Origin of the sequence: Paenibacillus sp. GCM10012306 (genome assembly GCF_042649265.1) — a bacterium.
GTDB lineage: Bacteria > Bacillota > Bacilli > Paenibacillales > Paenibacillaceae > Paenibacillus_AQ.
The window spans coordinates 280,969-307,954 of record NZ_JBHRYW010000001.1 but is presented as its reverse complement, the minus strand read 5'-3'; the positions used below and the strand labels follow the sequence as shown (position 1 = coordinate 307,954).

The window sequence follows — 26,986 nt, the reverse complement described above, 5'->3', positions numbered from 1 at the left end:
CTAAGGGGTCAACATGCCGCACTCTTCGCCAGGTTCGGTTCTCGTGCAATGAATTTTTTTGCTTCTAAAGGGTTCAGAATATTTGATCATGCCCCCCTGAAAGAGATATAATAAAGAATAGTGATGCACATTCAATGTTGAAAGAGAGCGAAAACTATGGGACGTAAGTGGAATAATATTAAAGAGAAAAAAGCATCTAAGGATGCCAATACAAGTCGTATATATGCTAGATTTGGCCGCGAGATTTATGTAGTAGCCAAACAAGGCGAGCCGGACCCGGAATCCAATCAGGCCCTGAAATTCGTCCTTGAGCGTGCCAAGACCTATAATGTTCCCAAAGCCATAATTGACCGTGCCATTGAAAAAGCCAAAGGTGGCTCCGACGAGAACTATGACGAGCTTCGCTATGAGGGCTTTGGCCCGAACGGCTCGATGGTCATTGTCGATGCACTGACCAATAACGTGAATCGCACCGCTTCCGAAGTGCGGGCAGCGTTCAGCAAGAACGGTGGCAACCTTGGGGTAGCCGGTTCCGTAAACTATATGTTCGATGAGACAGCGGTTATCGGCTTGACCGGTAAAACCGCCGAGGAAGTTTTGGAGTTGCTGATGGAAGCAGATGTCGATGCGCGTGATATTCTCGAAGAAGACGACGCTGTGATCGTATACGCTGCACCTGATCAATTCCATGCTGTGCAGACAGCGCTGAAGGATGCAGGCGTTACTGAATTTACGGTGGCTGAAATCACCATGCTGGCCCAGAACTACGTAGAGATTCCGGCAGAGTCAGAAGCGCAGTTCAACAAAATGATCGACGCGCTGGAAGACCTCGATGATGTTCAGCAAGTGTATCATAACGTGGATTCTGAGGAATAGAATCACACTGCACATTAGAACAGGCTAAGAAACCGCTGAACGGCGGTTCCTTAGCCTGTTTTTTTATACATATGCTGGTACACAATGCTTGATAGTCATTATCTATTTCTTCAAGGCATGCCCTTCCAATCCAAAATAGGCATTGGCATTGTTGTAGCAAATATCCTCTACGATACGGCCTAGGAACGGGAAATCATTAGGTACTTCACCGTTCTCTACCCAGCCCCCCAGGATATTGCAGAGGATGCGGCGGAAGTATTCATGACGGGTATAAGATAGAAAAGAGCGGGAGTCTGTCAACATACCAATAAAGCAGCTAAGCTGTCCCAGATTGGACAAGGCGGTAAGCTGTTTGGTCATACCATCCTTCTGGTCGTTGTACCACCAGCCGGAACCAAACTGGATTTTGCCACGGACGCCGCTCTGTTGGAAAGAGCCGATCATCGCGGCCAGTACATCATTATGGACCGGGTTGAGGTTGTACAGAATGGTTTTCGGCAATTCATTACTTTGTTCCAATCCATCCAGCAATCTGTAGAGATTGTCAGCATAATTATTGTCGCCGATCGTATCAAACCCGGTGTCAGGCCCTAACTGGCGGAACATCCGGGTATTGGGATTACGAATCGCGCCAATGTGCAGCTGCATCGCCCAGCCGAACTGTGCATACTTCCTCCCCATCGCCAAAAACAGCGACGTAGCATATTGGTCAGACTCCAGATTGCTCAGAGACTCACCTTGCAGACGTTTGGAGACAATTGACTCCAGCTCCTCGGCTGAAGCCTCTGCATACGGCAAGTGAGTAAAGCCATGATCGGAGATCATGCAGCCCAACCGGTCGAAATATTCTATGCGCTCCAGTAAGGCTTTTTCAATTAATGCATAAGACCGAAGAGGATACCCTACTGTCTGTTCCAGCACCCCCACATAATCCAGGAAGCCAGAGGAACCAATTTGCAGGGCTTTATCCGGCCGGAACGTAGGCGTGACAGCGGTTTTGAAATCCTTCTGCTCCGCAATCTGCCGGTGATAGCGCAAATCATCCGCCGGGTCATCCGTGGTGCAGATCCATTTTACATTGGAACGAGTAATCAGCTCTTGAGTGGTGAAGTCCGGTTGAGATATGACCTCATTGCACTTTCTGTAGATCTCCTCCCAATTATCCGCAGTCAACAAATCGTCCACGCCAAAGTAAGTTTTCAGCTCCAGGGCCGACCAGTGAAACAACGGGTTTCCGATGGTATAGGGCAGCACCTCGCTCCATTTGGCGAATTTCTCTGCAGGAGAAGCATCCCCGGTGATATATTTTTCATCGATACCATAAGTTCTTAAAGCGCGCCATTTATAGTGATCCCCGCCCAGCCAAATGTCCGTAATACTGTCAAAACGCGCATTCTCTGCAATCGCCTTGGGGTCCAGATGGCAGTGATAATCGATGATGGGCAGATCCTTCGCATACTCATGGTACAGTCTTCGGGCCGCCTCCGATTGCAGCAGAAAATCCTCATGAATGAAAGTTGTCATCGTCTGCTCTCCTTTCAGGAATGTAACGACTTCTTGACCGCTTCGGCCAAGCCGTTGATATAGACGGCGCCCAGCGCCCGGTCATATAATCCGTACCCTGCTCTTCCCGTCTCTCCCCAGATCATACGTCCATGATCCGAGCGGAACGGCCCGTCAAAACCATACTCGACATAGGCTTTAACAATCTCGTAGAAATCGAGTGATCCCCATTCGGACAGATGCCCGGACTCCTGGAAGGACTTCTCACCCGTGATCTTGATATTCCGCAGATGAGCAAAATGCACCCGGTTCTTAACCCCGCCGTAATACTTAACCATATCGACAAAATCATTGTTCGGATCACAGCCTAAGGAGCCAGAGCATAAAGTCAGCCCGTGATACGGGGAATCATATAGATTCAGGAACCGTTCAAGATTAGCTTTGTTCGTAATAATGCGCGGCAGACCGAAGATGGACCATGGTGGATCGTCCGGGTGAATCGCCATTTTAACCTGACTTTCTACGGCAACCGGTAGAATCCCTTCAATAAAGTAGCCGAGATGCTCCCACAGCTTCTCTTCATCTATCCCTTCATATTGATCCAGGACCTTGCCAAGTCCCCCTTCTCCGTAAGAGGTATCCCAGCCCGGCAATGCCAGCTCACCCAGCTTCGGGTCCATTCTCCGGATGATTTCTTCCTCATAGATCAGAGTGGTGGAGCCATCCGGCAACTCAAAGGACAGATCCGAACGTGTCCAGTCGAACACCGGCATAAAGTTATAGCAGATCACAGGAATACCCGCCCGGCCGAGATTGCGGATTGTCTCCTTGTAATTCTCAATGTAGACGTCACGCGTAGGCAGCCCCAGCTTGATGTCCTCATGTACGGGAACGCTTTCAATAACCGATATCTTCAGACCTACCGACTCGACTCTTTCCTTCAGAGCTGTAATTTTCTCCATCGGCCACACTTCTCCTACCGGTACATCATAGATTGCGGTGACAATGCTTTTCATCCCCGGAATCTGCGCAATGTACTCAAGCTTGACCGGGTCCTCTTCCCCATACCAGCGGAACGACATTTCCATTTCGATTGGCCTCCCTATTCACGAATCCGAATACTTGTATACTAGCATACAAGGTGGGGTGGAGCAATATGATAAATGCCCTCCAGCTAAAAATAGTTCAAGATACATGAACCCCTGAACCCACATCAAAAAAATGTGCACAACGGCTGTCACCCCGGTACAATTCCTTCCACTGTTTCATTGGTTCCAGGATATGCTGTTTGACGGCACGCTCAATCTGCTCGGTCTGGCCCTGTTCGATAAGCCCGATCATATGGCGATGCTGCGCTACCGCCTCCGTGAAGCTATGCTCCATTTCAGAGAGCAGTCTAATGCGATTGTAGTGAGTGCTCAGACGGGTGATGGACTTCCACACATTTTCCAAATGATTGCCCCGATAGATGATCTGATGAAATTCCGTATCCAGTTGATGAAAATCAAGCTCCTTGCCCTTCTTGTCGATCAGCAGCTCCTGCAGCCCGACATTCTTCTTAAGCTCCAGCAGTGCCTCAGCCGGGAACGACTGACAAGAGCGGAGCAGGACCTCTTTTTCCAGCGTAAAACGCATAAAAGCAGCTTCTTCAATCAGATGGCCCTTGATTTTGGACACATAGGTGCCAACCTGCGGAACCACATCAATCAGATGCTCCTCCTTCAGCTTCGCCAGCACTTCCCTGATCGGCGTACGGGAAATTTGCAGCGCATCGGCAAGATCAATCTCGCTGATAACCTGCCCCGGGGCCAGGGTGAGCGACATCATATTTTCACGAATAACTCTATAAGAATAATCTTTATTGTTCTCACCGATTAATTTTGGGGATAGCTTCATCATCAGCACGACACTCCTTCATCTACACCAACCTGTACGGATCAGTACTCAATAGCCTCTTAAGCCGATCTGGCTAAAAGACTCAGTACATCATTATAGCAAATCTGCGCAGATTCTAGCCAACTGTTCTCATAGCAACTCACGTTTATACGCAAAAACACCCCGCAGGAGAAACCTCCTGTGGGGCTGTGTAGCAAACATTGAAACCACTAGACTCAATCTTACAGAGGGCTCACCGTGATGCGTTCAAGGCTGATTGCGCCATGTCCACCCAAGATACGAAGTGTGTTAACCTCTCCCGGCTGCAAATGAACGGTGATATTCGTAACTCCGCCGAACTCCTGCAGTCCACCCGTAGACAACGCATTCAGCAAGGAATAGTCCTTGTCATTGACTATCAGCTGCAATTTAGACAGACGTTCACCGGTAGCATAATGAAGCTCGATGGATGATCTGCCACCCTCACCACCATCTACATTTTCAAACAGGACATAAGAACCTTCCTGCTCCAGATGGGTCACCACACTCTGACCCGATTCCAGCTTGCTGATTTCCGCACCACCGAAGACCTTACTCTCCGCGGCCAGATAGGACTTCTGCTGAGCATTGTGTGCTGGGGCCGGACCGACGGACGATACACCTTCCAGAGTCTGCACAACGGTCTTGATGGAACCATCTTCGCCAAACTCCAAATAGTCGATGCACACGCTGCGCAGATTACCGTGCCCGGAAATCGCCTGATTATGATAGAACAGATACCATTGCCCTTTGAATTCCACCACCGAACCATGAGTTGTAGAGCAGCCTGTCGGCTTCAGGAAAATCCCCCTGTACGTCCACGGTCCAAGCGGGTTCTCGCTGGTTGCGTATCTCATTTGATTGTTACCTTCGAGATTATCCGCATAGGTCAGGTAGTAGAGGCCGTTTCTTTTAAAGACCCACGCCGCTTCATGAAAATCCTCTAATCCTTCCATTTCCGTCATCCCGTTCTTCAGGGATACCATATCCTCATTGAGCTCCCCGCCCAGACAAACACTGCCACCTCCGTAATACATGTAGGCGCGGTTGTCATCGTCCACGATTACACACGGGTCAATCAAAGCAAAGCCACCAAGACCTGGAACATACCCCTGATCGACAAATCCACTTGCCGGCTTGTCGCTGGTAGCAACTCCGATCTTCCACGAATCGTTCCAGTTCGAATCGCTCGGGTGCGGATAGTAGAAGTAATAGGTTCCGTTCTTGTATGCGCAGTCGGGAGCCCACATGAATCCACCCTCCGGTCGACCCCAGGACACATCGTCCGAGCTGAGGATTTCACCTTCATCCACCCAGTGAACCATATCCTCCGAAGAGAATACATGATATCTGTCCATGAGATCACAGCCTCTGGCCGGGTCCATATCATGGGATGCGTAAATATAGATTTTGCCATCATTCCATACATGGGCCGACGGGTCTGCTGTATAGATGGATGTAATCGTCGGGTTCAGGGATGTTGTCTTTTGTCGCTTAGTTTGTAAGCCTTGATTGCCAGTAGTCATAATAAGTCCTCCTGAAGATATGCTTTTTGCATAAAATATTGGTTTCTTACTAAGGCCTTCGTCATGTAAATCTACCATCCATGAAAGCCTTGTTATTCACTTACTGATGGCTCGTAGGATGATTAGCCGTTAATGGAATCTGTCCTTTGAGCAAACGATTAATGTCCCCGCTCAGCCTGAGATAGAAATCCGAGGATACCGCCACACCATCGGCATCCAGCGTCAGGAAGTATTGATTGGTCGGAATCATCGAGCTATTCTCTGCGGCTTTTGCAATGGCAGTGCCCTCATCATATTCGTCGAACATGGCAACATAGCCAGTGCTAATGCCCAAGCTCTTAATGTTGTAAGCTTGCTTCCACATGTAATCTCCATGTGCACGTGGAATTTGATTCTTCTGCTGTCCGGTCATATTAGACCAAGCGAATCCTGGCGACATCACCGGCTGATAGTCGATGCCATTCTGCTGGGTAAAGGTCAGGTCCGGCTGAAGCTGATTATTCTTGAAATTATCTACTCCATCCATACCGAAGCGTCCCACAGACCACGGCGAGATCATATCCAGCGATTTGTACACGTTCAAGAAGTCGGATCTGGAGTCATTGTTTCCGGTTCTCCAATAAGTAGGAACGCCGCCGATGACGTAAATTCCCTGGTTCTTGAACCAGCTGATCAGATTAGCCGCCTCTGTCGCAGTACCCGGGCGGTCGGTGAAGCCGATACCCCAGATACAAACAACTGTTTTACCATTCTGCTTGGCATAGGCGGAGGAAGAAGGCAGATGCATGTTGTTGACGATATTAGTCGTCCAGTCATGCTTAACCGCATTCACCCAATTGCTAGCATTCATGCCGGTAATGTCATACATGACGTAGAATTTGCGATTGTAGAACTCTGCTGCGTTCTTCACCTTTACAGCTACACTGTCACGGTTGGTCTTCCAGTTGTTAGGCGTATCGCTCTCATCTGCACCGAACCGCTGCAATGCCGCGCCATCGATATTGTAGCTCTGCATCCATTCAAAATGCTTGTTGACCGTCTCCTGATCATAGGAGGAGAACAGCTTGGCCGGCGTACCGTTGCCGAGATTAGCCAGACCGGTCTGATACAGCTTGGAATATTCCCGGAGATCCGGGTACAGCTCGAAATTCACATTTCCGCTGGCCGACGGGGCACTGCTGTTCTTAGACCAGTGTACCCAGCTGCCATTTGGCGAGCCGTCACCAGTGGCATTGAACCAGCCTTGATATCCCGCATACAGCTTGCCTACCACATCTCCACCACCACCGGTGGAAGCTGCATTGAACTTGAACCAGAGCAGATTGAATAAGTTCCCGCTGCCTCCGGTGAATTTAAGATAGAGCGTATGCACGCCGCTGGCACCGCTGATCGCACCAGACTTGGTTACCCAAGACTGCCAGCCACCGGTACCGGGTACAGCAACAGTTCCCACGAGTGTTCCGTTAAGGCTGTCCAGACGGACCTCAATATTTCCACCACTGTTGTTGCTGGCGACTCTAACATCTATTGAATTGGCACCGCTTCCAAAATCAACATTGTTGAAGACGATATAATCCCCATTGTCGATAAAGGCAACATTCTGCCCGCCTTCAGTGGAGTTCTCAAGTTGGATTCCGGATTGGCTGTTGTAACCGGATGCAGCCGTTTGATTAAACGCCGAAGCAGCCGAGGCGACGGAAGGAGCAAAGGAAATACACACCGTAAGAATCAATAAAGCCGCGCTTGCAAAAGCCAATAACCTCTTGTTTTTTTGCACAAAATTTAGCATAAGATCCTCCTGTTCTTTGGGTTTCCTGCTAATTACTGTCCAAATAAGGCCTGAGACAAGCTTTTAACCAAAACGGACTTACATTCGAGATTATCCTTTCGGGCATTATTTCCCTTCACTGCACCTCCTTTTCAGCACATCCAAATTTCCTTACAAAAATAGGGGATTTATCAGTTACAGCATACCCTTTCTCACTATTAGACTCTATGTGACGATCATAAACAAAACAGGGAATTCCAAAAGAAACTGGACGAGTGCTACTCTGGCTTCTCATCTCTCCAGGAATGCTTGGGACGCCAATCAAGCACCTTCTGTGCCAGACTGTTACTAACAACAGCTTCTCTATTCTGAAAAGGGACCCGCAGATCATTCACCTCAGGATAAAAGGTCTCCAGCAGCTTTTGCGTCTTCCAGTCACTTAACGTATCGTTGCCAGTAATGTTCAAGTGTATGGCTCCTGGATAATCTGTATGAAGGGCTGCCAGACTAGCATCCACCGCATCCCTGATATCGATATAGCTCCACAAAATCTGCTTGAAGGTCTCAGGCTTGGACGTAGCCAAATGCCGGTACTCACCCGGAGCGACAATCATCGAGTACCGCAGCGAAATGATCTGCATACCGGTTCTCCGGTGAAACATCTCAGCGGTCAGCTCGTTGACAACCTTAGAGAGGCCATAACACTCCTGCGGCTGCTGAGGGTGTTCCTCATCCACCGGAAAATAATCTGGAGAAAACGGCTGGGACGCCCAAGCAAATCCATACGACGATTCACTGGAGCCCATGACCACTTTCTGAATCCCCAATAAGGAGGCAGCTTCCAGCACATGATATCCGGCAACCGTATTATTGGCGAAAATATTAGCATGGGGAAAATGAATCGGTGCAGGAATTGCGGCCAAATGGATGATAGCATCCACTCCGGCAAGTGCTCCTACTACCTGTCCAAAATCATTGAGATCCACCTTAATTTGCCTGCAGCGAATCCGGTCTGACAAGTGATTGTCTAGCGATACTACTTCGTAGTCTTGCTGCTGCAGCATACTGATGACCTGTGATCCAAGTTTGCCGCCTCCGCCTGTAACCGCAATGGTTTTCATTTCTTCTAACCCTCCTTTTACCGTTTTTGAATATGTGAGGTCATGCACTGTACTGTGCTGTACTGTGCTGTGCTGTATAATTTGCTGAACTTGGCTATGGGCGCACCAATGTTCCGTCAGCCTTGCGGTCCAATGGATACGGACGGTGATATCGGCTCACGTTCCATGAATCGCCCAGCAGCCCCTTCGCTTTCACTTCATCCAGATCAATGCCCAGTCCCGGTTTGTCAGATGGGTACAGATATCCGCCTTCTCTGATGATGTGTCCCGGGAAAGCCTCCAGTTCATGATCCTTGAAATGGTTAACCTCTTGAATACCAAAGTTCCAAAGTGCCATATCCAGATGAACTGCAGCCGCCTGATTAACAGGATCATTCTCCCCGCCTTCCTGCCAGGCCGTGCGGACACCGTAGGCCTCGCCAAGTGTAGCAATCTTGCGGCAGGCACTGATTCCACCAGCCTTGGATACTCGCACCCGGATAAAATCAATTAACTTTTCCTGAATCAGTCCGGTCCATTCCTGCGGGTTCACGAACAACTCGCCGACCGCCTGTGGCGTGGCGCTCTGTTGACGGAGTTCGCGATACCAGCCGATCTGCTCCGGTGCAAGGACATCTTCAAGGAAGAACAATCCGTATGGCTCCAGTCGCTTCGACAACTGAATGGCATGAATCGGGGACAAGTGCTCATGCACATCATGCGTGAATTGAATCCCTGTACCGAATTCTACGCGCAGCTTCTCGAACATGTCCGGGATGGTATTCAGATACGTATGTTCATCGAATACAGGACCGCTGCTCCAAGGCTCGCGTGGCAGCTTCGCTTCCTTACCGCTGACAAATCCCCCGCCACCGTAGCCTCCCATTTGTACCCGAATCACCGTATAACCTTCTTCTATAAAACGGTGGACATCCTCCTTAAGACCGTTGATATCCGCGCCTCCGGCATGTCCGTAACAGGGAACCGCCGACCGGCAAGCCCCGCCGAGCAGCTGATAGACCGGCAGATTTGCTTCCTTGCCCTTGATATCCCACAAGGCCATATCAATTCCGCCAATAGCGGTATTGAGGATTGCCCCGTTTCTCCAGTACCCACTCATATGCATCAGATGCCACAAATCCTCTATGTTGGAAGCCTCACGCCCAATAAGCAGCGGACCCAGCAGCTGCTCAATGGTCTGAACGACTGCCTCAGGATTATAGAGATCCGAGGCAGAACCAAGTCCATAGAGACCTTCCTGATCCGTGGATACCTTCACAATAGTCCAGCTTCCGTCGTGCCTGGTGCGGATGCATTCGATACGCGTTATTTTTGCCATCAGATCACCATCCCTCTTTTGTGTCGAGTCTATTTTAATGCAATCTTCTCCACATCCAAAGAAGGCATTATTAAACTTTCCACCCCATTTCTATCCTTCTACTGCAACCACCCTCCTGACTTTACCTGGGAATTTGTTATATGTTAAAATTCAAACTAAATAGATCAATCTTTAAGTAATTACCTAAACCAATACTCAGGGGAGAAGGCGCTATAATGGCAGAGAAAAAAGCAGTACAAGTAACAGGATGGAATTTCGATAACAGCTATGCCGCTCTTCCGGAAATGCTTTTTACCAGACAGCATCCAGCCCCTGTACGAGCGCCGAAATTAGCCATTGTGAACCATGCGCTGGCCTCGTCCTTAGGCTTGAATTCCGAATATTTGGAGAGCAGTGACGGACTGGCGGAGCTCGCCGGTAATGAGGTACCTGAAGGCTCCTCACCACTGGCACAAGCGTATGCCGGACATCAATTTGGGCATTTCAACATGCTGGGCGATGGACGGGCACTCCTTCTTGGGGAACAAATTACCCCTTCCGGCGAACGGTTTGATATTCAGCTTAAAGGCTCAGGCAAAACCCCCTACTCCCGCGCAGGAGACGGGCGAGCCGCGCTCGGACCAATGCTGCGTGAATATATCATCAGCGAAGCCATGTATGGACTTGGTATTCCAACGACACGAAGTCTGGCGGTTGTAGCGACCGGTCAGTCGATCACCCGTGAATCCGAGCTGCCAGGTGCTGTTTTAACCCGGATTGCCGCCAGTTATCTGCGCGTAGGTACCTTTCAATATGTTGCAAAATGGGGCTCGCTCGAAGATCTCCGTACATTGGCTGACTATACATTGCACAGACATTACCCTGAAGCCGAAAAGGAAGAGAACCGCTATCTTGCTCTGCTTCAGGCGGTAATTCAACGACAAGCTTCATTAATTGCGCAATGGCAGCTTGTTGGCTTTATCCACGGAGTTATGAACACAGACAACATCGCTCTTAGCGGTGAAACGATTGACTATGGCCCTTGCGCCTTCTTGGATGCCTATGATCTAGGCACCGTATTCAGCTCTATTGACACCGGTGGCCGCTATGCTTTTGGTAACCAACCCAATATTGGCGCATGGGATCTGGCCAGATTTGCTGAAACGCTGCTGCCACTTCTGCATGATGATGCGGAACAAGCGGTTAAGCTCGGGGAAGAAGCGATCTCCCGATTTGCTGTACTATTTGATAAGCATTGGCTTTCAGGTATGAGAGCTAAACTTGGCATTTTTAATGAAGAGTCTCAGGATGAAGCGCTGTTCGAAGATTTGCTCGGGATGATGCAGAAGCAGGGTGCGGACTACACCAACACCTTCTTGGCATTGACTAACGACAAGTTAGAAGATACCGCCTTATCTGGCACAACGGAGTTTGCGGAATGGGTAGAGCGGTGGAAAGCAAGAAAAAGCAGACAATCGGAATCAGACGCCGCTTCCCAGGAGCTGATGCGAAAGAGTAATCCGGCAGTCATTCCCCGCAATCACAGAGTCGAAGAAGCCTTGGAAGCTGCTGTGACGCATGGTGACTATTCCGTCATGACTCAGCTTCTTGAGACACTATCTGACCCTTATGCTCATACGCCTGAGCAAGCCAAGTATTGCACGCCCGCTGCTCCATCAGATCTGCCTTACCGAACATACTGCGGGACGTGATTTTACTGTTTGGGAAAATATAGAACAAATCCAGAAGGCCGCCTTTCCTTTCTTAAGGAAACGGCCTTTTTTGTCTATTGAAGCTGGGCGCTTGTTTGAAAACACTCAAATTCCAATGCATACGTTTAGCTGTAGAGATATACTAACTATTATGAAGTGAAAATAAAATTCAAGCGTAAGACGAGCGTTGTCCTGGGGCAGATGCTGTTCTGGGGTAGGCGCTGTTCTGGGGTAGGCGCTGTTCTGGAGCAAGTGCTTTCTCGGGCAGGTACTGTTCTGATGCTGGGAGGGCTTTAGTACGCCAATCCCATCCTCCCCTCTACCAATCTTCTTAGAAAAAGGGTTCCCTTCACCAACTAAGGGCATTTTTGCACCTTATATATCCTGAAAAGAGGATAAAAAGGAAAATAAGAGCATTATTGTGCCTTATTTCTGGTAAAAACACGCTCAAGAGGCTATTTGGGAAGATTTAAGGTACAATATTGCCCTTAATTCCCACCAGCCCTTAAATTTAGAGTATTTAAGGTACAAAAATGCCCTTAATTTCCTTTCAGGAAACAATATTAACCAAACATCACCACAATGACGATCAAGCCCTATATTTGGATCTTAAGTTTGGATCTTAAGAAGTTCGGATCTTATGTTCGTCTTATATACTACAAAACTTGCTCTCTAATTTTAGGATGGAGTGATGCTTTAGATGGAATGCTTGGGATGTAGAATTGCTAATAATATTGAACCAAACTTAAACATTATCTATGAGAACGAACTTATCACTTGTGTGCTCGATATTGCCCCATTTAATGAAGGTCATACCCTGATCCTTCCCAAAAAGCATTTTTTGGATGTCGAAGAACTGGAATCAGAGGCCGCCTATGCCATCATGGATGCTTCGAAAAAACTTTCAGCAGTCTTAAAGGAATTGTATCAACCTGATGGCATCAGCATTTGTCAAAATGGCGGAAAATTTAACGACCTTACTCATTACCATATGCACCTGATCCCCAGATACGAAGGTGATGGTTTTTCCTGGAGCGAACCCCTGTATCCACACGATGCTGATAAACGATTAAGCCAAACGAAAGAAAAGATTCAACGGGCATTAAATGAGGAGTGAAGGAGGCCGTTCACTTGGCTCAACCATCCATAAGGGCATGGCATGAGAAGATCCGCCACAAAACAAGCCAGCCCCTCAATATCATTATCAGCTCGCTGGAGGAAGGCTATCCGGCTCATTGGCACAAAGAGCTTGAGATTGTATACATCCTTGGGGAAGGCATGCAGATCGGCATCGGCGGAGAGATCTACACACTGCGGACAAGAGACATTCTACTTATTAATTCCTGCGAGGTGCATCAAAATTTCGCCAATCCGAACGGTTGCGCGAAGATCATTCTTCAACTGGATAAGCTGCCGTTTGGAGTTTGGGGCGACCTTATTTTTAACCAAAAAATACTCCTGCCCCATCTCCGCCCTGCTATCACCGATGATCAGAACAATTCCTGGCAGGTAACGCTGCACGGAGAGCTCGAAAGATTGATCCTCGACATTCACCGTGAATGGGAAGGAAAAAGTGACGGTTTCGAACTGATCATCACTGCCCGAATGCATGATCTAATGGCACTGCTTCTCCGCCTGGTTCCCCGTGAGGTCTACAGCAAAGAGGCACTAGCCAAGCGCAAAATCCGACTGGAGCAGCTCGACCGGCTGGAAGGCGTACTGAACCATATCGAGAATCATCCCGGAAGTGAAATGACGCTCAAGCAAGCAGCGGATATTTCCGGCTACAGTATCTATCATTTCACCCGGTTATTTAAAGAAGCTACCGGCGTCACCTTTGTTGATTATATAAACATCTTTCGAGCGAACTATGCCGGACAGCTGCTGCTGGGAAGTGACATGAGTATTACCGAGGCGGCTTACAGAGCAGGATTCAACAGCATCGAGACCTTTAACCGTGTCTTTAAAAAAGTGAATGGATGCACACCCACCTTATATCGCAGCAAAATATGACAAGTCATCATCAATCCCTGACAGGTAAAGTCAGGGACTTTTTTTTATAATTCAAAGAAACAAGACTCAGTCGCAATGCACTTCAGATTGTACAAGGAGGTATTTTACAATGAGCATATCCACAGAACATTCAAATGCACCTTACCGAAACCCGGAGCTTCCGGTAGAGAAGCGGGTGGAAGATCTACTACAGCGTATGACGCTGAAGGAAAAGGTCCGCCAGTTGGACCAATACTTCGGGGCTTCCTTTATGACCGCAACACATCCACAGATGCATACCGTCATGGCCGATGATTCCGAAATACTCTGGGAGAAGATCAAAGAGTTGATTGGTGAAGAAGGCATCGGCTGTCTGCATGACCTTTACGGCACTACCAAGGTCAATAATGCGATCCAAAAATATGCCGTGGAGCAGACCCGGCTCGGTATCCCGATCCTGTTCAGCGAGGAAGCACTGCATGGGCTGCTGCGCCCAGGATGTACCGTGTATCCGCATGCCATCACCATGGCTTCCACGTGGAATCCCGAGCTTGTAAAACAGCTGGGGAGCGAGATTGCCGCCGAAACGCGCAGCCTCGGTATTCACGAGACCTTCGGCCCGGTGCTGGATCTCGCCCGCGAACCCCGCTGGGGGCGCGTTGAGGAAACCTATGGCGAAGACACTTATCTAGCCTCCCGGATGGCAGTCGCCATGATCAAGGGACTGCAGGGGGATGACCTGGCTTCCGGGCGGAACATTGTTGCTGAACCGAAGCATTTTGCCGTACATGGCATTCCTGAATCTGGGCTGAACCACTCCCCGGCCTCCATCGGAGCTAATGATATGCATACCTATCATATGCCTGTCTTTGAGGCTGCTTTTGTGGAGGGCGGTGCGATCAATGCTATGTGTTCCTACAATTCCATTGATGGCGTCCCCTGCTCGGCAGATTATAGTCTGCTTACAGAAATCCTGCGCGGAGCATGGAATATGCCTGGCTTCGTGAGATCAGACCTGGGAGCGATTGCCCGCCTCCAGCATGCCCATTACACAGCCGACACCGAGAAGGAAGCGATTCGCCAGGCGCTGGAAGCCGGAACCGACATGCAGTATTACGATTATCCGCATGACGTCTACCAGGAAGCGATAATGGAGCTAGTCACCAGCGGTGATGTTTCTTTGGACACCTTGGATACAGCGGCCGGGCGAGTGCTAAAAGTAAAGTTCATGCTCGGACTGTTCGAGAATCCTTATACGGATGAGGATCTGAGCAAGACTGTGATCCGCCAGACAGCGCATGCTCAAACATCGCTACAAACAGCTCGTGAAGGCATTTGTCTATTGAAAAATGATCAAAATCTGCTCCCGCTGGATAAAAATCTGGGCACCATAGCGGTTATTGGCCCAAGCGCGGATACAGCCAGATTGGGCGACTACACCCCTTATATCGAAGGGTTTGAGCCGGTAACCGTGCTGGATGGCATCAAAGCGGCTGTGGGTCCAAAGACTCGAGTGCTGTACGCTAAAGGCAGCAGCATTCTGGACGACGAATTGGAGCCTATTCCTCCTTTAAACTTCACCCACAGCTCCGGCACCCATGGATTGCTGGGCGAATATTTCAATAATCCGGATCTGGAAGGATCCCCTGTCCTGACCCGGACGGATAAGACGATTCATTTCAATTGGGCTATTTCCAAGCCGGATGAAATCGTCCGCAATCATGATTTCTCGGTACGCTGGAGCGGCAGCCTTATCCCTCAGCATGATCTTACAGGTTATATTGGTCTTTCCAGTCAGGACAGCATGCGGCTGTGGCTGGATGGTGAACTGCTCGTTGATGGTTGGGGTCAGGGACAGAGCGCTCGCCAAAACGTGCCGGTGTCACTGAAGGCTGGACAGGAATATGCGCTACGCGTTGAATATTGTAAAGATACGAATGGCGTCGAGGTGCTGCTGGGCTGGAATGATGCAGCAGAGTTCATTCAGGAGGCTGCTGCTACAGCTGCACAAGCAGATATCGCCATCGTCGCGCTCGGTGATTCCGAGCGCACCTGCGGGGAAGGCATCGACCGTCTCAGCCTGGATCTGCCGGGCACACAGCTTCAGCTTCTGAAGGCTGTGTATGAGACCGGCACACCGGTCATCCTCGTGCTTCAGAACGGCCGCCCGATAACCCTTAGCTGGGAATCGGAACATATTCCAGCTATCTTAGAGGCCTGGTACCCCGGTGAGAACGGCGGTCATGCTATTGCCGAAGTCTTGTTCGGCGATTACAATCCTGCGGGACGCCTGCCAATCTCGTTCCCGAAATTTCTCGGTCAAATTCCGGTATACTACAACCGCAGACGGGGTGGACAAAAGCATTATGTCGGCGGCGACAACCAGCCGCTATATCCTTTCGGCCACGGGCTAAGCTACACTACCTTTAAGTATGACAGCCTGCACTTCAGATCAGCTTCCATCCATCCCGATGAGGATCTTCGCGTGACTCTGAATGTGACCAACACTGGGACTCTCGCTGGAGATGAAGTCGTCCAGCTCTACATTTGTGATGTACACAGCTCTGTCGCCCGGCCCGAGAAGGAACTGAAGCGATTCCAGCGAATTCACTTGCAGCCAGGGGAGCAGCGCACACTATCCTTCACACTGGCCCCAAAAGACTTAAGCTTGCTGAACCGGAATCTTGAATGGATCGTTGAGCCCGGTACCTTCCGGGTGATGATCGGTCGCAGCTCTGCCGACATCGCAGTTTCAGGTGAAATTATCGTTGTCTAGCGTGTGACTGCCCCCAGTCATAGAAGCAGCGGCAGCCATGGACGATAAAATCCTGGGCTGCCGCTGTTATATTGAACTATCGTTTCCCGTTAGCATAATGGATGTTGAAGCGCTTTTGTTAAGATTAAGCGGAAAATTCATCAATAATTTCTGCCACTTCGATTCTTCCGTTAATCAGCAACTCAGGAAGTTCGTTGTTTTTATTGCCTTTCCAATATTCTCTGGCTTGTTCGATTTTGAGTGAGAAAGGAGTACCTTCTTCCTTTGGTAAAAGACTGCCGTCACCTTCAAAGATAGTCCCGGTAACCCGAAGTTTCACTATCTGCAAAACCCTTCGATGGTAAGAATCAAATATTTCTTTCCATTTCAAAGCGTCTTGGTAGCTTTTCGCAGCATATAAGCAAGACAATCGTGAAGGAAATTCTGGATATTCTTGCAGTCTTACCATCTCAACGATTACTTCTCTAATAGCTCTGATGGTTTGCCCTACATACTTAATAGCTACATCTGCATTCTCTTTATCCAACTTCAATCCATCATTAGTAAAATGACCCTCCAAGATTTGAATAAAGTCTTCACCCTTGGAATTTAGCTGTTCTTTCTCAAAAAAGAAATGATACAAAGTATTTTTTTGGTCTTTGTCAAAGCTAATTATTTGACCTAAGTCCATCTTCTTCCTAGTTACAAGGTGATAAGCATACAATTCTCTTTCTTGCATAACCTGCCCCCTATTAATCGTTTACATAGGGATTCGGTATATTCCAGCATTATCCTGCCCGTTCGTATTATGAGATCAACCAGTTCTTTCTGGTAGATCCTTTTTTTATTTGCATAGAGGATTATGGCAGTCTGGTCGAACGGGCGTATGCTTTTAATGTTTTCGGACTGAACCCTTGAATGCGTTTGTCAGCCTCATACAAACTCCACAACTCACTTAAGTTCATAACAAAACCTCCCTTTAGAAGCTATTAAATCTAGTTTGCTTCTAAGGAGAGGTTTTAATCTGCCTGTTGTAGTGAACTAGCGTTTCTCGTTAGTTTAATCATACGATATCTAATCATTAACTATAATCTTCAATCAATGATATTTCCCCTTCTTCAATTCCAAATACTGACTTCCCTTTTAGTTGAAGCTTATCTCCAATCTTTAATCCGTTAGGCAAATCAATAGCCAGTATTGCTTCAAAGTCAATCTGTATTTCTACTCTGTCATCTATAGCACTGTAATTGGTAATTGTCTGACGGCGGCTAGAGAAAATCTTTGACGACTTTTCTGCTAGCTCTTTAAACTCTTCTATTCCTCTGGTCTCTGTGTCAATTTCGCCATTAGAAATATTTCTAAACAAAATATCCTTATGTAAAAGTTTAACCATGCTCTCGACATCAAATGAATTGTAAGCCTCAACGTACTTTTCGATGATTGCTTGGGTTTCTTCACTAATCATAGTCATTCTCCTCCCTAAGATTGTACTCTATACATTTTCTTTAGAACTGATAGGGTTTCCTTCATTTAAAACAAGGAGACTGAAATTTGTATTAAACTAAGCTGCCCGTTTGAGTAATGGCGATCGTCCAGTCTAATCCTTTATTGGGTTCTCTGGGAGCGGAGACAGACTCTCTTCACTTTCAAAACCCCCTTCAAACAAAAGGCGCCCCGGACAGCCGATAAACGGACTGCTCAGGACGCCTTTTTTATAAACCTTTAACCTTTTACTTACACAATCTTTCTATTCAAGCATTTGAAAGTCGGGCTTTACAGACTATAAATCCGGTACAACAGCACGGCAGTCTCTGCACGTGTCAGCTTGCCTTTAGGGTTCAGGCTGTTGCCGCTTCCCTGCAGCAGACCGGACTCCACCAATGATGTAATGCTATCTAGGGCATAGCCCGCGATAAGGCTGGAATCCTTGAAGTCACCCAGTGTGCTATTGCCGGCTTGCGCCAGCTCAATCTTTTGGAGCTTCAGTGCGCGGTCAATGAGGACCGCTGCTTCTTCACGGCTGATGGTCGCATTCGGCAGGAATGCACCATTACCGGAGCCCGTTGCAATACCAAGCGCCTTGGCTATACTCACTGCTTCGGCGTAGTAAGCGTCTTGATCAACATCACCGAAGCTATCAGTGGTGGTTGCGGTCAAGCCAAGAGTATCCACGAGCAGCTTCACGAAGTCCGCCCGTTTGATCTGTGCCCCAGGATTGAAGGCTGAAGCAGACACGCCTTGGATGATTCCTTTGGCAGCGAGTTGTTCAATAGCCTCTTGCGCCCAAGGAACGCTGCTCAAATCGCCAAAGATTGACGCAGTTAAAACAACAGCATATTGGCCTGTTTCTGTTACCTTGAATAGAACCTTACCGTCTGCGTATTTCGCTCCAGCTACGACAGCACCCTGCTTATCCTGCAGAATTTGCCAAATTCCCAGGCCGGATGCTTGGGCTTGCTCGGTACCAGAAAGCACGTAAGGCAACGACAGAATAAGCTGCGAATTCTTGTCGCTCCATGCCAGGGTTTTATTCCCCGACAGGAGGGATAGTTCTACTGCCGGACGGCTGCCCAGCTTAGACTGCAGATCTTTGCTCCATTTTGTACGGTCAACCTCCCGCAAATAGAAGGTTACTGTTGCATCCAGCTCTTTACTCAGGGAAGCTAACAGGTTACCCGGCAGACTAAGTGTGCCTGTTGGCAGCACAATCTCCAGTACTTGGTCTGGGGAGCCTGCGGCTACGAAGGCCGTTGGAAGTTCAATTCCATAGCCTTTAGCTCCGTTGGTTGCTGCTACCTGAATGGACACATGTTTTACCCCGTTCTTATCAGGCTTAGCTTGAGCAAAAGCACTTGTAAGCTCAGATGAGGTCACAACGGCCTTGGCCGATTGCGATGCACTGTCCGCTACAGGTGCGGTCTTCACTTCGACAGTTCCATCTCCCCGCAGAGTGATGGATGTCTTGCTTCCCGAAGCTGCAGGGACAGAGGATGAAGATCCGGAACTTGGATTGCCGGTAGACGGCGTTTCCGTGCCGGGTTCCGGCTTTGGATTTCCAGGATCGGTACCTGGATTTGGGTTAGTACCTGGGTCAGTACCCGGGTTAGTGCCTGGATCAGTGCCTGGGTTAGTGCCCGGGTCAGTGCCTGGACCGGGATCGACCGAACCCCCGATAGCTGCCAACCGGGCAATCAAAGCAGTCTTCACCGGACCTTCAGGCAGCAAACTGACAAAATTAGCTGCTATATCCTGATGGGTGATATCCTTAAGCGTCTCTGCTTGTGCAACCTGTGCTGTTGCCGAATGTTCCAGCAGACCAGCATAATCGCTGTCCAGCAGAATCAGGTCCCCGTACAATGTTGCATCCTTGCTGGTTCCAATGCCCTGATTGTATTCCATGAATCCGGCACGGCCAGCTCCGTCATTCTCATTGATAAGCAGCGTAAATCCGATTACATCGGAAGGTGAGAATGTATACCCTGGTTTGTGTAACTCACTAAACGGAATCTTCAGGTTATACGTGGTCAGATGAGTGGACTCGTCACGGGTAATATCTGCCTGGACATTTTTCAACGCCCCGGTCTGTACCCCATCCGGTGCTCTCCATCTCCACTTCGTGATGCTGCCTTGATTATTCAGGGCAAAGCCCAGCTCATTTACATTTTTACTGGCCGATCCATCTTTCTTGGACAGATCAATACCAAGCTGGACACTATCGCCCTGCCAGATATCCCCGCCACTCCAGGTCTGTACATGCACATCGTCCTTCACAACAATCGAAGTGTACAGATTCCCGTCATCCCAGGTTACGGACGCATGGGCGCTGAGATCGTCTGGACCTTTCCATTGACCGCCTACACTGGAATATTGATCAATGCTTGACAGTTCAATCGTCGGATTAACCGCCGATTCCACTCCCTGGCGCTCGGCAAAGGTTTGTGCCAATCTGACAGAAGTCGTATAAGTGTAGCCATCATCCAGCGTGACGCGGTATTTCAGCGTGTCACTGGATAGGAACGGCAAGGCAATCTCCCGGGACTGTCCCAGAGCAATACCTTCAAATCGGATAGGCTTAAATTTCCCGGCATACCCGGAAGGCTGCAGTAACTCCAGACGACCGCTCAACGGCTGTTCCCCTGTTACATTGGTTACGGTGAGCACACTGTTCGATTTATCCGGTTCGTTAGCATTGAACGGACTGCGTTTAATGCCTAGTGCAACTGGAACCAGATTGGTGCCAGATACTTTATTCACAGCGTCATTGACTAGTTGCATGCCGCCCTTGAAGAGATTGTTCGTAATCACCAGCTTGCTGATATCCGGGCCGGCATAGACATGCGTAGTGCGCGGCTGTTGGAAGTAGGAATTGTATAATGCGGTATCCCCACCCAGAGCATTGATTCCTCGTTCTCCAACGGTTGTGAAGTTAGCTTGCTGAATACGCACGGTCCCAGCGTAAATATCGAAGGAACGCGTCGTATCTCCCCACATAGAAGTGTTGAAGAGCGTGACTTTGGAGTCAAAGCCTTCGCCGACTACGACATAGACTTTATCCGAGCTGCTCATCGATACAAGCTCGGTATTGATCAGAGAAAGCCCTGCTGGACCCGCACTGTCAATGACGGCGCCTTTTTTACTACCGTCCGTTCCGTGACCGATGACAACCGCTTCTGGACCAGAACCATTCTGTTCCTCGAAATGAATGCCATACATCGAACCGTAAACAAAGGTATTGAAAATCGTCTCCTGCTTCACATGTCCTACGCGGAAGGCATCCAGATGATCCTTCTGATAGTTCCAGACTTTATTGAAGTCCTCGCCGCTTTCAGGATGGTTCGGATAGTTGTTTCTTCCATAATAGTGTGGGTTAAACTGGACATTGCGGACCATTCCGCCTTCTGCCCCGCCGCCGAGGAAGATCCCTTCTTTAAGCGGAGAACCGGCGACATAATCAATATAATGTCCACTAGTATCATAGCTACCAAAATCAATGCCTTGATAAGAGTTAATCAAAGTCGTATTGATGGCGTACACGCCATGACCTTGTCCCTGAATCGTCCAGGAATAAGGCTTCACTGTGTTCCAATTCTGCTTATCATAGTAGACAGACAAGCCTCTGACACCTGCGGAGGCCTCCAGAGTGATCAGTGGTGTGCCATCAGGATCATTTTCCCCAAAATTGGTGAAGAACACGGTTCCGCCACCAATGGTATGATGGGGCACATCCCATGATCCTCTTAATTCAACACCGCTTGGCACAATAATAGGCGAGTTCAGCCGGTAGATCCCTGCTGGCAGATACACTGTACCGCCCCCGGCAAGCTTCGCATCATTAAGGGCCTGCTGCACAGTGGCGGCAGCGTCGATCTGACCGCTTTTATCAGCTCCGTAAGGCTGTGCAGTTACATTGTATAAGCCGTTTGTTGCAGGCTTCGGCTGCTGTGCCAGATCAAGGGCTGCTACTTCTGGCAGTGCCTCCAAGCTGTACTTGTCATCTTGGTAAATGTTCAGTTGTGCGCCTTCGCTCTCATTCTTCACCTGAAGCTGACCCTCATAGCCGGAATTGACAGCATTCACTTCAGCCACAGTATCTTGAAGCAAGATGTGATTTGACGGCTTGTCGAAGGTGGACTGACCAAGAATAAGCGAGCCGCCCTTGGCCACAATAGCATAGCCGCCAGCCTGGTCATCCCAGTTCTCGAAAGTACTATTTTCAAAAGAAAGTATACCCGTTCCTTCATTGACGACTGCCTGATGCGGCTGACCGCCGACCGTCACCTGGTTGAACTGAACGATGGAGCGGAACCCAGGCGTTGCTTGAATGGCGATTGGATTGGCTCCAACATCAGCTTTAAAGCTGCTATCAGTCACCAGCAGACCATAATCATTGACGCCTTCAATCTTGAGCGCTACCTGGGAATGATCAATATTGATTTTGTAAAGCTGGGCATTTGCCGTTTCCAGGCTATCCGTTCTGGTAGTCACGCGCATCCCGGTCTTGAAACCCGACAGGTAGATGTCCGACATATATTCCCAGTCAGAACGGCCCATGACAATCCCTTCGGCATGGCCTGTAAGATAATTCGTTAATTGCTCCTTCTGTGGAGACCCAGCCAGACCAGAGCCAGACCAATAATCAGGAGCTAGTCGAACATGCTCAAGGCGTCCGATATCTGTGGTGAAATCCAGGAAAATCCCGGTGTTCAGTACGGTACCGAATACATTTTTGACATAATGAAGCTCATTCCAGATCGGACCGATTTTGATACCATTATAGGAGTTGACCATTGTCACATTCTGAATGGTAGCGCTATCACCTGAGAGCTGCTCAAAGGTCCATGGATAAAGGACCGGCTGCTCGGCCGATTGCTCCGGATACCAAACTGATAGATTCGTGACACCACTGGAAGGTGCGAGTTGCAGGAAACTTGGCGCTTCAGCGTCTCCTCTACCAGCGTAAGCTTCAAGAACTGTTCCCTTTACTTCTTTATTGACTGTGTCCGGGTTTACCCAGTCACCACGGAGTGTAACTCCGGTTGGAATGATGAGATTACTGGTGATCTTGTAATGGCCTTCCGGTGCAAAGACTACCCCGCCCCCACGGTTGCCCGCTGCGGTCAAGGCATCCTGGAACGCCTGCGTATCATCCTTGACGCCATCCCCGACAGCACCAAAATCCTTAACACTGCCATCGGCTATAACTACATCCTGTGTTGCATAATTCGTTGTATATACTTTGGTTTGCGCGTCCACAGCAGTGCGTGGCGATTTCGTAATCGCGACCGAAGCCAAGATCAGTTCCGGATTACCAGCCGGTGCACCTGCACCACTGACACCAAGCCGGAAGTCGCCACCGTTAGTGCCGTTACCAAAATAAGCATCGCTTAATTTGTAGGTATGTGTCTTCCAAGTATTCGTATTTTTATAGGTGAACAATGGCGCATCTTTAAAATGCGCTGACTCTGCATCATACTGCAGAACCATGCTCCCATTGCCGCGATCATAGTATTCCACCGTTACAAATACATCCTGATCGGTATTCTGATACAAATAATCGTCGGCTACATTAAAATAAAAGTAGAGGACATTCTGTCCCGGATCCGACGAGCTTACATTCTGATTCGTCTGCCAGTAAGTTTTGCCGTCCCGTGTTCCAGTCACGAGGCCGGTAGCTGGTCCATCCCCAGGTCTTGCTGTAATGCCGTTAGCGTCGACTTGCGGCCCTAACTTGATGTCGACCTTTTGTTTTGAATCCGCTTTCAATTTCTTGACAACTTTAACTGCAGCAACCTTAAGATCCTTGTTGACCGCAGCATCAATGCCCCCGCCTTCCACACTAAGCCGCATATCCGCTCCGTTGGTACGGTCTGCAAATTTAGCATCCTTCAGCGTGAAGGTATGGCTTTGCCATGTCTTAGAATCACCATATTGGAATGGCTCCCCATCCTTAAAAGGGGCTGTCTGGGCATCATATTGCAGAACAAACTTTCCACTGCCCTCGTCATAGTAATCTACAGTGACATCCACATCGTAATCATTGCTGTCATACAAATAGTCTTTGTCCACGTCCAGATAGATATAGCTTGTTCCGAGGTCCTTACCAGTCTCCCAATAGGTGACTCCGGTGACCGTTCCGGTCTTCAGGCCGGCGGCAGTATCACCTGCCCTAGCAGACAGTCCATCCACAACCGGTGTTTCTCCCAAGATAACTTGCACAGCGCTGGCCTCAGCCTTTACTGTGCCAAGAGGAAGCTGGATGCTGGACACCAGCAGCAGAGCCGCAAGTACCCGTGATACCCCTCCCCGGAGCTTGGCCCATGATTGATTTGTACTCACTAACGCACCTCCAATAGTTTATTGGTCATACATTCCTGCGGATAGGCAATGGTGCTATGAATAAAAAAACAGGAAGCACACCTTACAAGGCGGCTTCCTGTTTGCCGCAAGCTTTATTTTTTGGCAGCAAGATAAGCATCAATTTGTTTCTGTGTTTCAGAGATAATTTTATCGAGTCCATTCTTCTTCTGAGTCTCAATGTAATCGGCTACAGATTTTTCAACATCCTTCACCATACCGTATTCGATCGGTCTGCTAATCTCATCGGTAGCCTGGTCACGCTTGGCCAGTTCATTCTTCATGCTGTCTTCAGCAATGAACAATCCGTCGATTGGCGAGTTCACGTTGTTCGGTTGGTTGGCGAAATCGGCTTCCTTCACCCAGAAATCTTTGGCATATGTTGTGGTTGGACGCATAAATTGTGGCTTCCAGAATGCCCATTGTCCGCCCCACTCCATGTAGTTACTAGTAGAGGATTGCATACCTGCCGGATAATCAGCAGCATCTCCATTCAGGACGTAGGTTTTGCCTTCGATACCATATTGCAGCAAGTCATACAAGGTTTGATCGGTTTCTACCATATCGAGGAACCGTAGTACCCGGTCCGGATTCTTGGAATTCGTATTGATGGCAACTACGTTGGCAAGAGCAGTACGGTTGACGTATTTCTTATCAGGATAAAGTAGCGACATTCCTTGTTTAAAGGAAGAATCGGAGAAGCCTGGATCAGCGTAAGCCCATTCATGAGAAGTCACGGTAAAGAGCAGCTTGCCGTTTCTCCACTGGTCTTCTGCGCCTTCTTTATCAATCATCGCGTCTCTGTTGATCAGCTTGTCATCGTACCATTTCTTAGAGAGCTGCGAAGCTTCCAGGAAGAACGGTTGTTGTTCAACAGGCTGCACAGTAATCTTCGGATCATTCAGATAGAAACCGAGACCGTGGAAGTTCAGATCCACCCATTCATCACGGATATAATAGAGGGACAGCGGTGTAGTACGGGACAACTTTTCGTTAGGATAAGCTTTTTTCAGTTCACGAAGCAGATTGTCTACATCTTCAATGGTTTTGATGGAATCTGGTGCAATATTAATACCTGCCTTCTCGGCAAGATCCGAGCGCCAGCCAGCAAATTTACGTTCATTCATTTTCATCGTCCATGGCAGACCAACAATTTTACCGTTCACTGTTGCTGCGCTCAACGTGCCCTGTTCTTCATATTTCTTCTCCAGATTAGGCGCATACTTCGGCAGCAGATCATTCAGGGCCATATAGGAACCTTTAGCCGCCATTTGCTTATAAGAGAGCCAGTCGCCGTCAAAGTTCATGTCCCAGCTATCCCCGGACGCGGCCATAACGAGCATTTTTTCCTTGAAATCACCAAACGGAATAAAGTTGACATCAAATTTAACATTAAGGCCTTTGGCTTTAACATAATCACTAATTTTGGACCAAACCTCATCCGTGGCAGCCTTCTTGTCACCGCCGAAATAGAATTTGAGGGTAACTTCATTCTCAGTCTTCGTTGCTGCTGTGTCATTTCCTCCGCCAGTACTCGTCTTATTGCCTGCATTCGACGTGTTGTTGTTACTACCGCCACATGCGGACAAGACTAGACTGAACAGCAGGAGTGTGGTCAGGATTAGCTGAAATCTACCGATGCTTTTGCGCATCCAAATCTCCCCTTTGTTGAAATGTAATTTATACTATACGACCGTGGTCGGCATAGTTAACCTTTTACAGCCCCAACCATGAGGCCTTTTACGAAATAACGCTGCAAGAATGGATAGAGGAAAATGATCGGGCCAATCGTGATGACTGTGAGCGCCATTTTGATCGACTCGGAAGGAATCTGGGTCGAAATTCGCTGCATCGCTGCTGCATTACTAGAGCTCTTCAGGAACTCAACATTGGAAATCAGCGTGCGTAAGAGCAATTGCAATGGCTGAAGCTCTTGCTTATCTACGAACATCAGACCGAGGAACCAGTCGTTCCAATAGCCCAGGGCTACGAACAAACCAACAGTAGCTAGAACGGGTAAAGCTAGCGGCATGATCAGTCGGGCATAAATTCGGAACTCGCCAGCACCGTCCATTTTGGCCGATTCGTGCAAATCTTCTGGTATGGAGAGCATAAAGTTCCTGATGAGGAACATGTTGAAAGCATTTGCCAGAGACGGCAGAATAAGTGCCCAAATCGTATCTTTCAAGTGCAGGTATCTAACGATAATAATATACCAAGGCACGAGCCCACCACTGAAGAGCATAGTGATAATGACGAAGATCGAAAGAATATTCCGGTATTTAAAGGAACGACGGGCCATAACATAAGCGCCCATGCTCGTCAGAAACAGAGACAGTACGGTACCGACAATTGTAACGAATGTGCTGACCCCGTAAGCCTGGAATATACGGTTAGAGCCGAGTAGCAGAATCCGGTAAGAGTCAAAGGTAATCGTCTTCGGCCAAAGTGAATAGCCATACTGCATAATATCCTTCTCTGTACTCAGTGAGCCGGAGATTACCATCAGGAACGGGAATAGGCAGGCCAGACTGAACAGGCCGATGACCAAAGCAATAAGGAACTGGCTGAGGGAAAATTTTCTTGCTGACATCGTGTGGGATGACCTCCTAAAAGTATAATGTGTCTGGTGTCCGAAGCACCTCAATGAACAAACGCTTCGGACACA

General features: G+C 48.7%; 17 protein-coding genes. 5 read left to right on the top strand and 12 right to left on the bottom strand.

All coding sequences use genetic code 11. From position 1 onward, the window contains the following. Window positions 1–156 precede the first annotated feature (156 nt). The gene (locus ACFORK_RS01330) at window positions 157–876 is read left to right on the top strand and encodes a YebC/PmpR family DNA-binding transcriptional regulator (RefSeq protein WP_379194836.1); all 720 of its coding nucleotides are present in this window, start codon (window positions 157–159) and stop codon (window positions 874–876) included. A 102-nt stretch (window positions 877–978) separates the two neighbouring features. Here the strand turns inward: ACFORK_RS01330 and uxaC are convergent, their stop codons facing one another. The 7 genes from uxaC to ACFORK_RS01295 all read right to left on the bottom strand — a co-directional run bounded on the left by uxaC (window position 979) and on the right by ACFORK_RS01295 (window position 10,026). Further along, on the bottom strand, window positions 979–2,400 hold the full coding sequence (uxaC, locus tag ACFORK_RS01325; RefSeq protein WP_379194834.1) for a glucuronate isomerase: 1,422 nt from the start codon (window positions 2,398–2,400) through the stop codon (window positions 979–981). Between the two features lie 14 nt (window positions 2,401–2,414). Continuing rightward, entirely contained in the window at window positions 2,415–3,467 is a 1,053-nt protein-coding gene (locus ACFORK_RS01320) for a mannonate dehydratase (protein WP_379194832.1), read from the bottom strand. A 97-nt stretch (window positions 3,468–3,564) separates the two neighbouring features. Next, a complete protein-coding gene (locus ACFORK_RS01315) occupies window positions 3,565–4,278 on the bottom strand; it encodes a GntR family transcriptional regulator (RefSeq protein WP_379194829.1) in 714 nt (237 codons plus the stop codon). Window positions 4,279–4,496: 218 nt separating this feature from the next. Continuing rightward, window positions 4,497–5,819: a family 43 glycosylhydrolase gene (locus ACFORK_RS01310; RefSeq protein ID WP_379194827.1), complete on the bottom strand. Its 1,323-nt coding sequence runs from the start codon at window positions 5,817–5,819 to the stop codon at window positions 4,497–4,499. A gap of 100 nt (window positions 5,820–5,919) precedes the next feature. Continuing rightward, a complete protein-coding gene (locus ACFORK_RS01305) occupies window positions 5,920–7,608 on the bottom strand; it encodes a carbohydrate-binding protein (protein ID WP_379194825.1) in 1,689 nt (562 codons plus the stop codon). Between the two features lie 257 nt (window positions 7,609–7,865). Continuing rightward, window positions 7,866–8,708 carry an NAD-dependent epimerase/dehydratase family protein gene (locus ACFORK_RS01300; RefSeq protein ID WP_379194823.1) on the bottom strand — a complete coding sequence of 281 codons (843 nt, stop codon included), beginning with the start codon at window positions 8,706–8,708 and terminating at the stop codon, window positions 7,866–7,868. Window positions 8,709–8,802: 94 nt separating this feature from the next. Next, window positions 8,803–10,026 (bottom strand): enolase C-terminal domain-like protein, encoded by a 1,224-nt coding sequence (locus tag ACFORK_RS01295; protein WP_379194821.1) that lies wholly within the window; start codon window positions 10,024–10,026, stop codon window positions 8,803–8,805. A 215-nt stretch (window positions 10,027–10,241) separates the two neighbouring features. Between ACFORK_RS01295 and ACFORK_RS01290 the strand changes: the two genes are divergently transcribed. The 4 genes from ACFORK_RS01290 (at window position 10,242) to ACFORK_RS01275 (ending at window position 16,485) form a co-directional block, all read left to right on the top strand. After that, window positions 10,242–11,717 (top strand): protein adenylyltransferase SelO, encoded by a 1,476-nt coding sequence (locus tag ACFORK_RS01290; protein WP_379194819.1) that lies wholly within the window; start codon window positions 10,242–10,244, stop codon window positions 11,715–11,717. A 700-nt stretch (window positions 11,718–12,417) separates the two neighbouring features. After that, the gene (locus tag ACFORK_RS01285; RefSeq protein WP_379194817.1) at window positions 12,418–12,834 is read left to right on the top strand and encodes an HIT family protein; all 417 of its coding nucleotides are present in this window, start codon (window positions 12,418–12,420) and stop codon (window positions 12,832–12,834) included. 14 nt (window positions 12,835–12,848) lie between these two features. Continuing rightward, the gene (locus tag ACFORK_RS01280; protein ID WP_379194815.1) at window positions 12,849–13,730 is read left to right on the top strand and encodes a helix-turn-helix domain-containing protein; all 882 of its coding nucleotides are present in this window, start codon (window positions 12,849–12,851) and stop codon (window positions 13,728–13,730) included. A gap of 109 nt (window positions 13,731–13,839) precedes the next feature. Continuing rightward, entirely contained in the window at window positions 13,840–16,485 is a 2,646-nt protein-coding gene (locus ACFORK_RS01275) for a glycoside hydrolase family 3 protein (protein ID WP_379194813.1), read from the top strand. A gap of 124 nt (window positions 16,486–16,609) precedes the next feature. Here ACFORK_RS01275 and ACFORK_RS01270 read toward each other — a convergent pair whose 3' ends face one another. The 5 genes from ACFORK_RS01270 to ACFORK_RS01250 form a co-directional block, all read right to left on the bottom strand. Continuing rightward, window positions 16,610–17,203, bottom strand: a complete 594-nt coding sequence (locus ACFORK_RS01270) for a DUF2441 domain-containing protein (RefSeq protein WP_379194811.1) — start codon at window positions 17,201–17,203, stop codon at window positions 16,610–16,612. Between the two features lie 342 nt (window positions 17,204–17,545). After that, window positions 17,546–17,929 (bottom strand): nuclear transport factor 2 family protein, encoded by a 384-nt coding sequence (locus ACFORK_RS01265; RefSeq protein WP_379194809.1) that lies wholly within the window; start codon window positions 17,927–17,929, stop codon window positions 17,546–17,548. 308 nt (window positions 17,930–18,237) lie between these two features. After that, entirely contained in the window at window positions 18,238–24,300 is a 6,063-nt protein-coding gene (locus tag ACFORK_RS01260; protein WP_379194807.1) for an S-layer homology domain-containing protein, read from the bottom strand. A gap of 113 nt (window positions 24,301–24,413) precedes the next feature. After that, entirely contained in the window at window positions 24,414–25,970 is a 1,557-nt protein-coding gene (locus ACFORK_RS01255; RefSeq protein ID WP_379194805.1) for an extracellular solute-binding protein, read from the bottom strand. A gap of 56 nt (window positions 25,971–26,026) precedes the next feature. Then, complete coding sequence (locus tag ACFORK_RS01250) at window positions 26,027–26,911, bottom strand: carbohydrate ABC transporter permease (protein ID WP_379194803.1); 885 nt, start codon at window positions 26,909–26,911, stop codon at window positions 26,027–26,029. Between the last annotated feature and the right edge of the window lie 75 nt (window positions 26,912–26,986).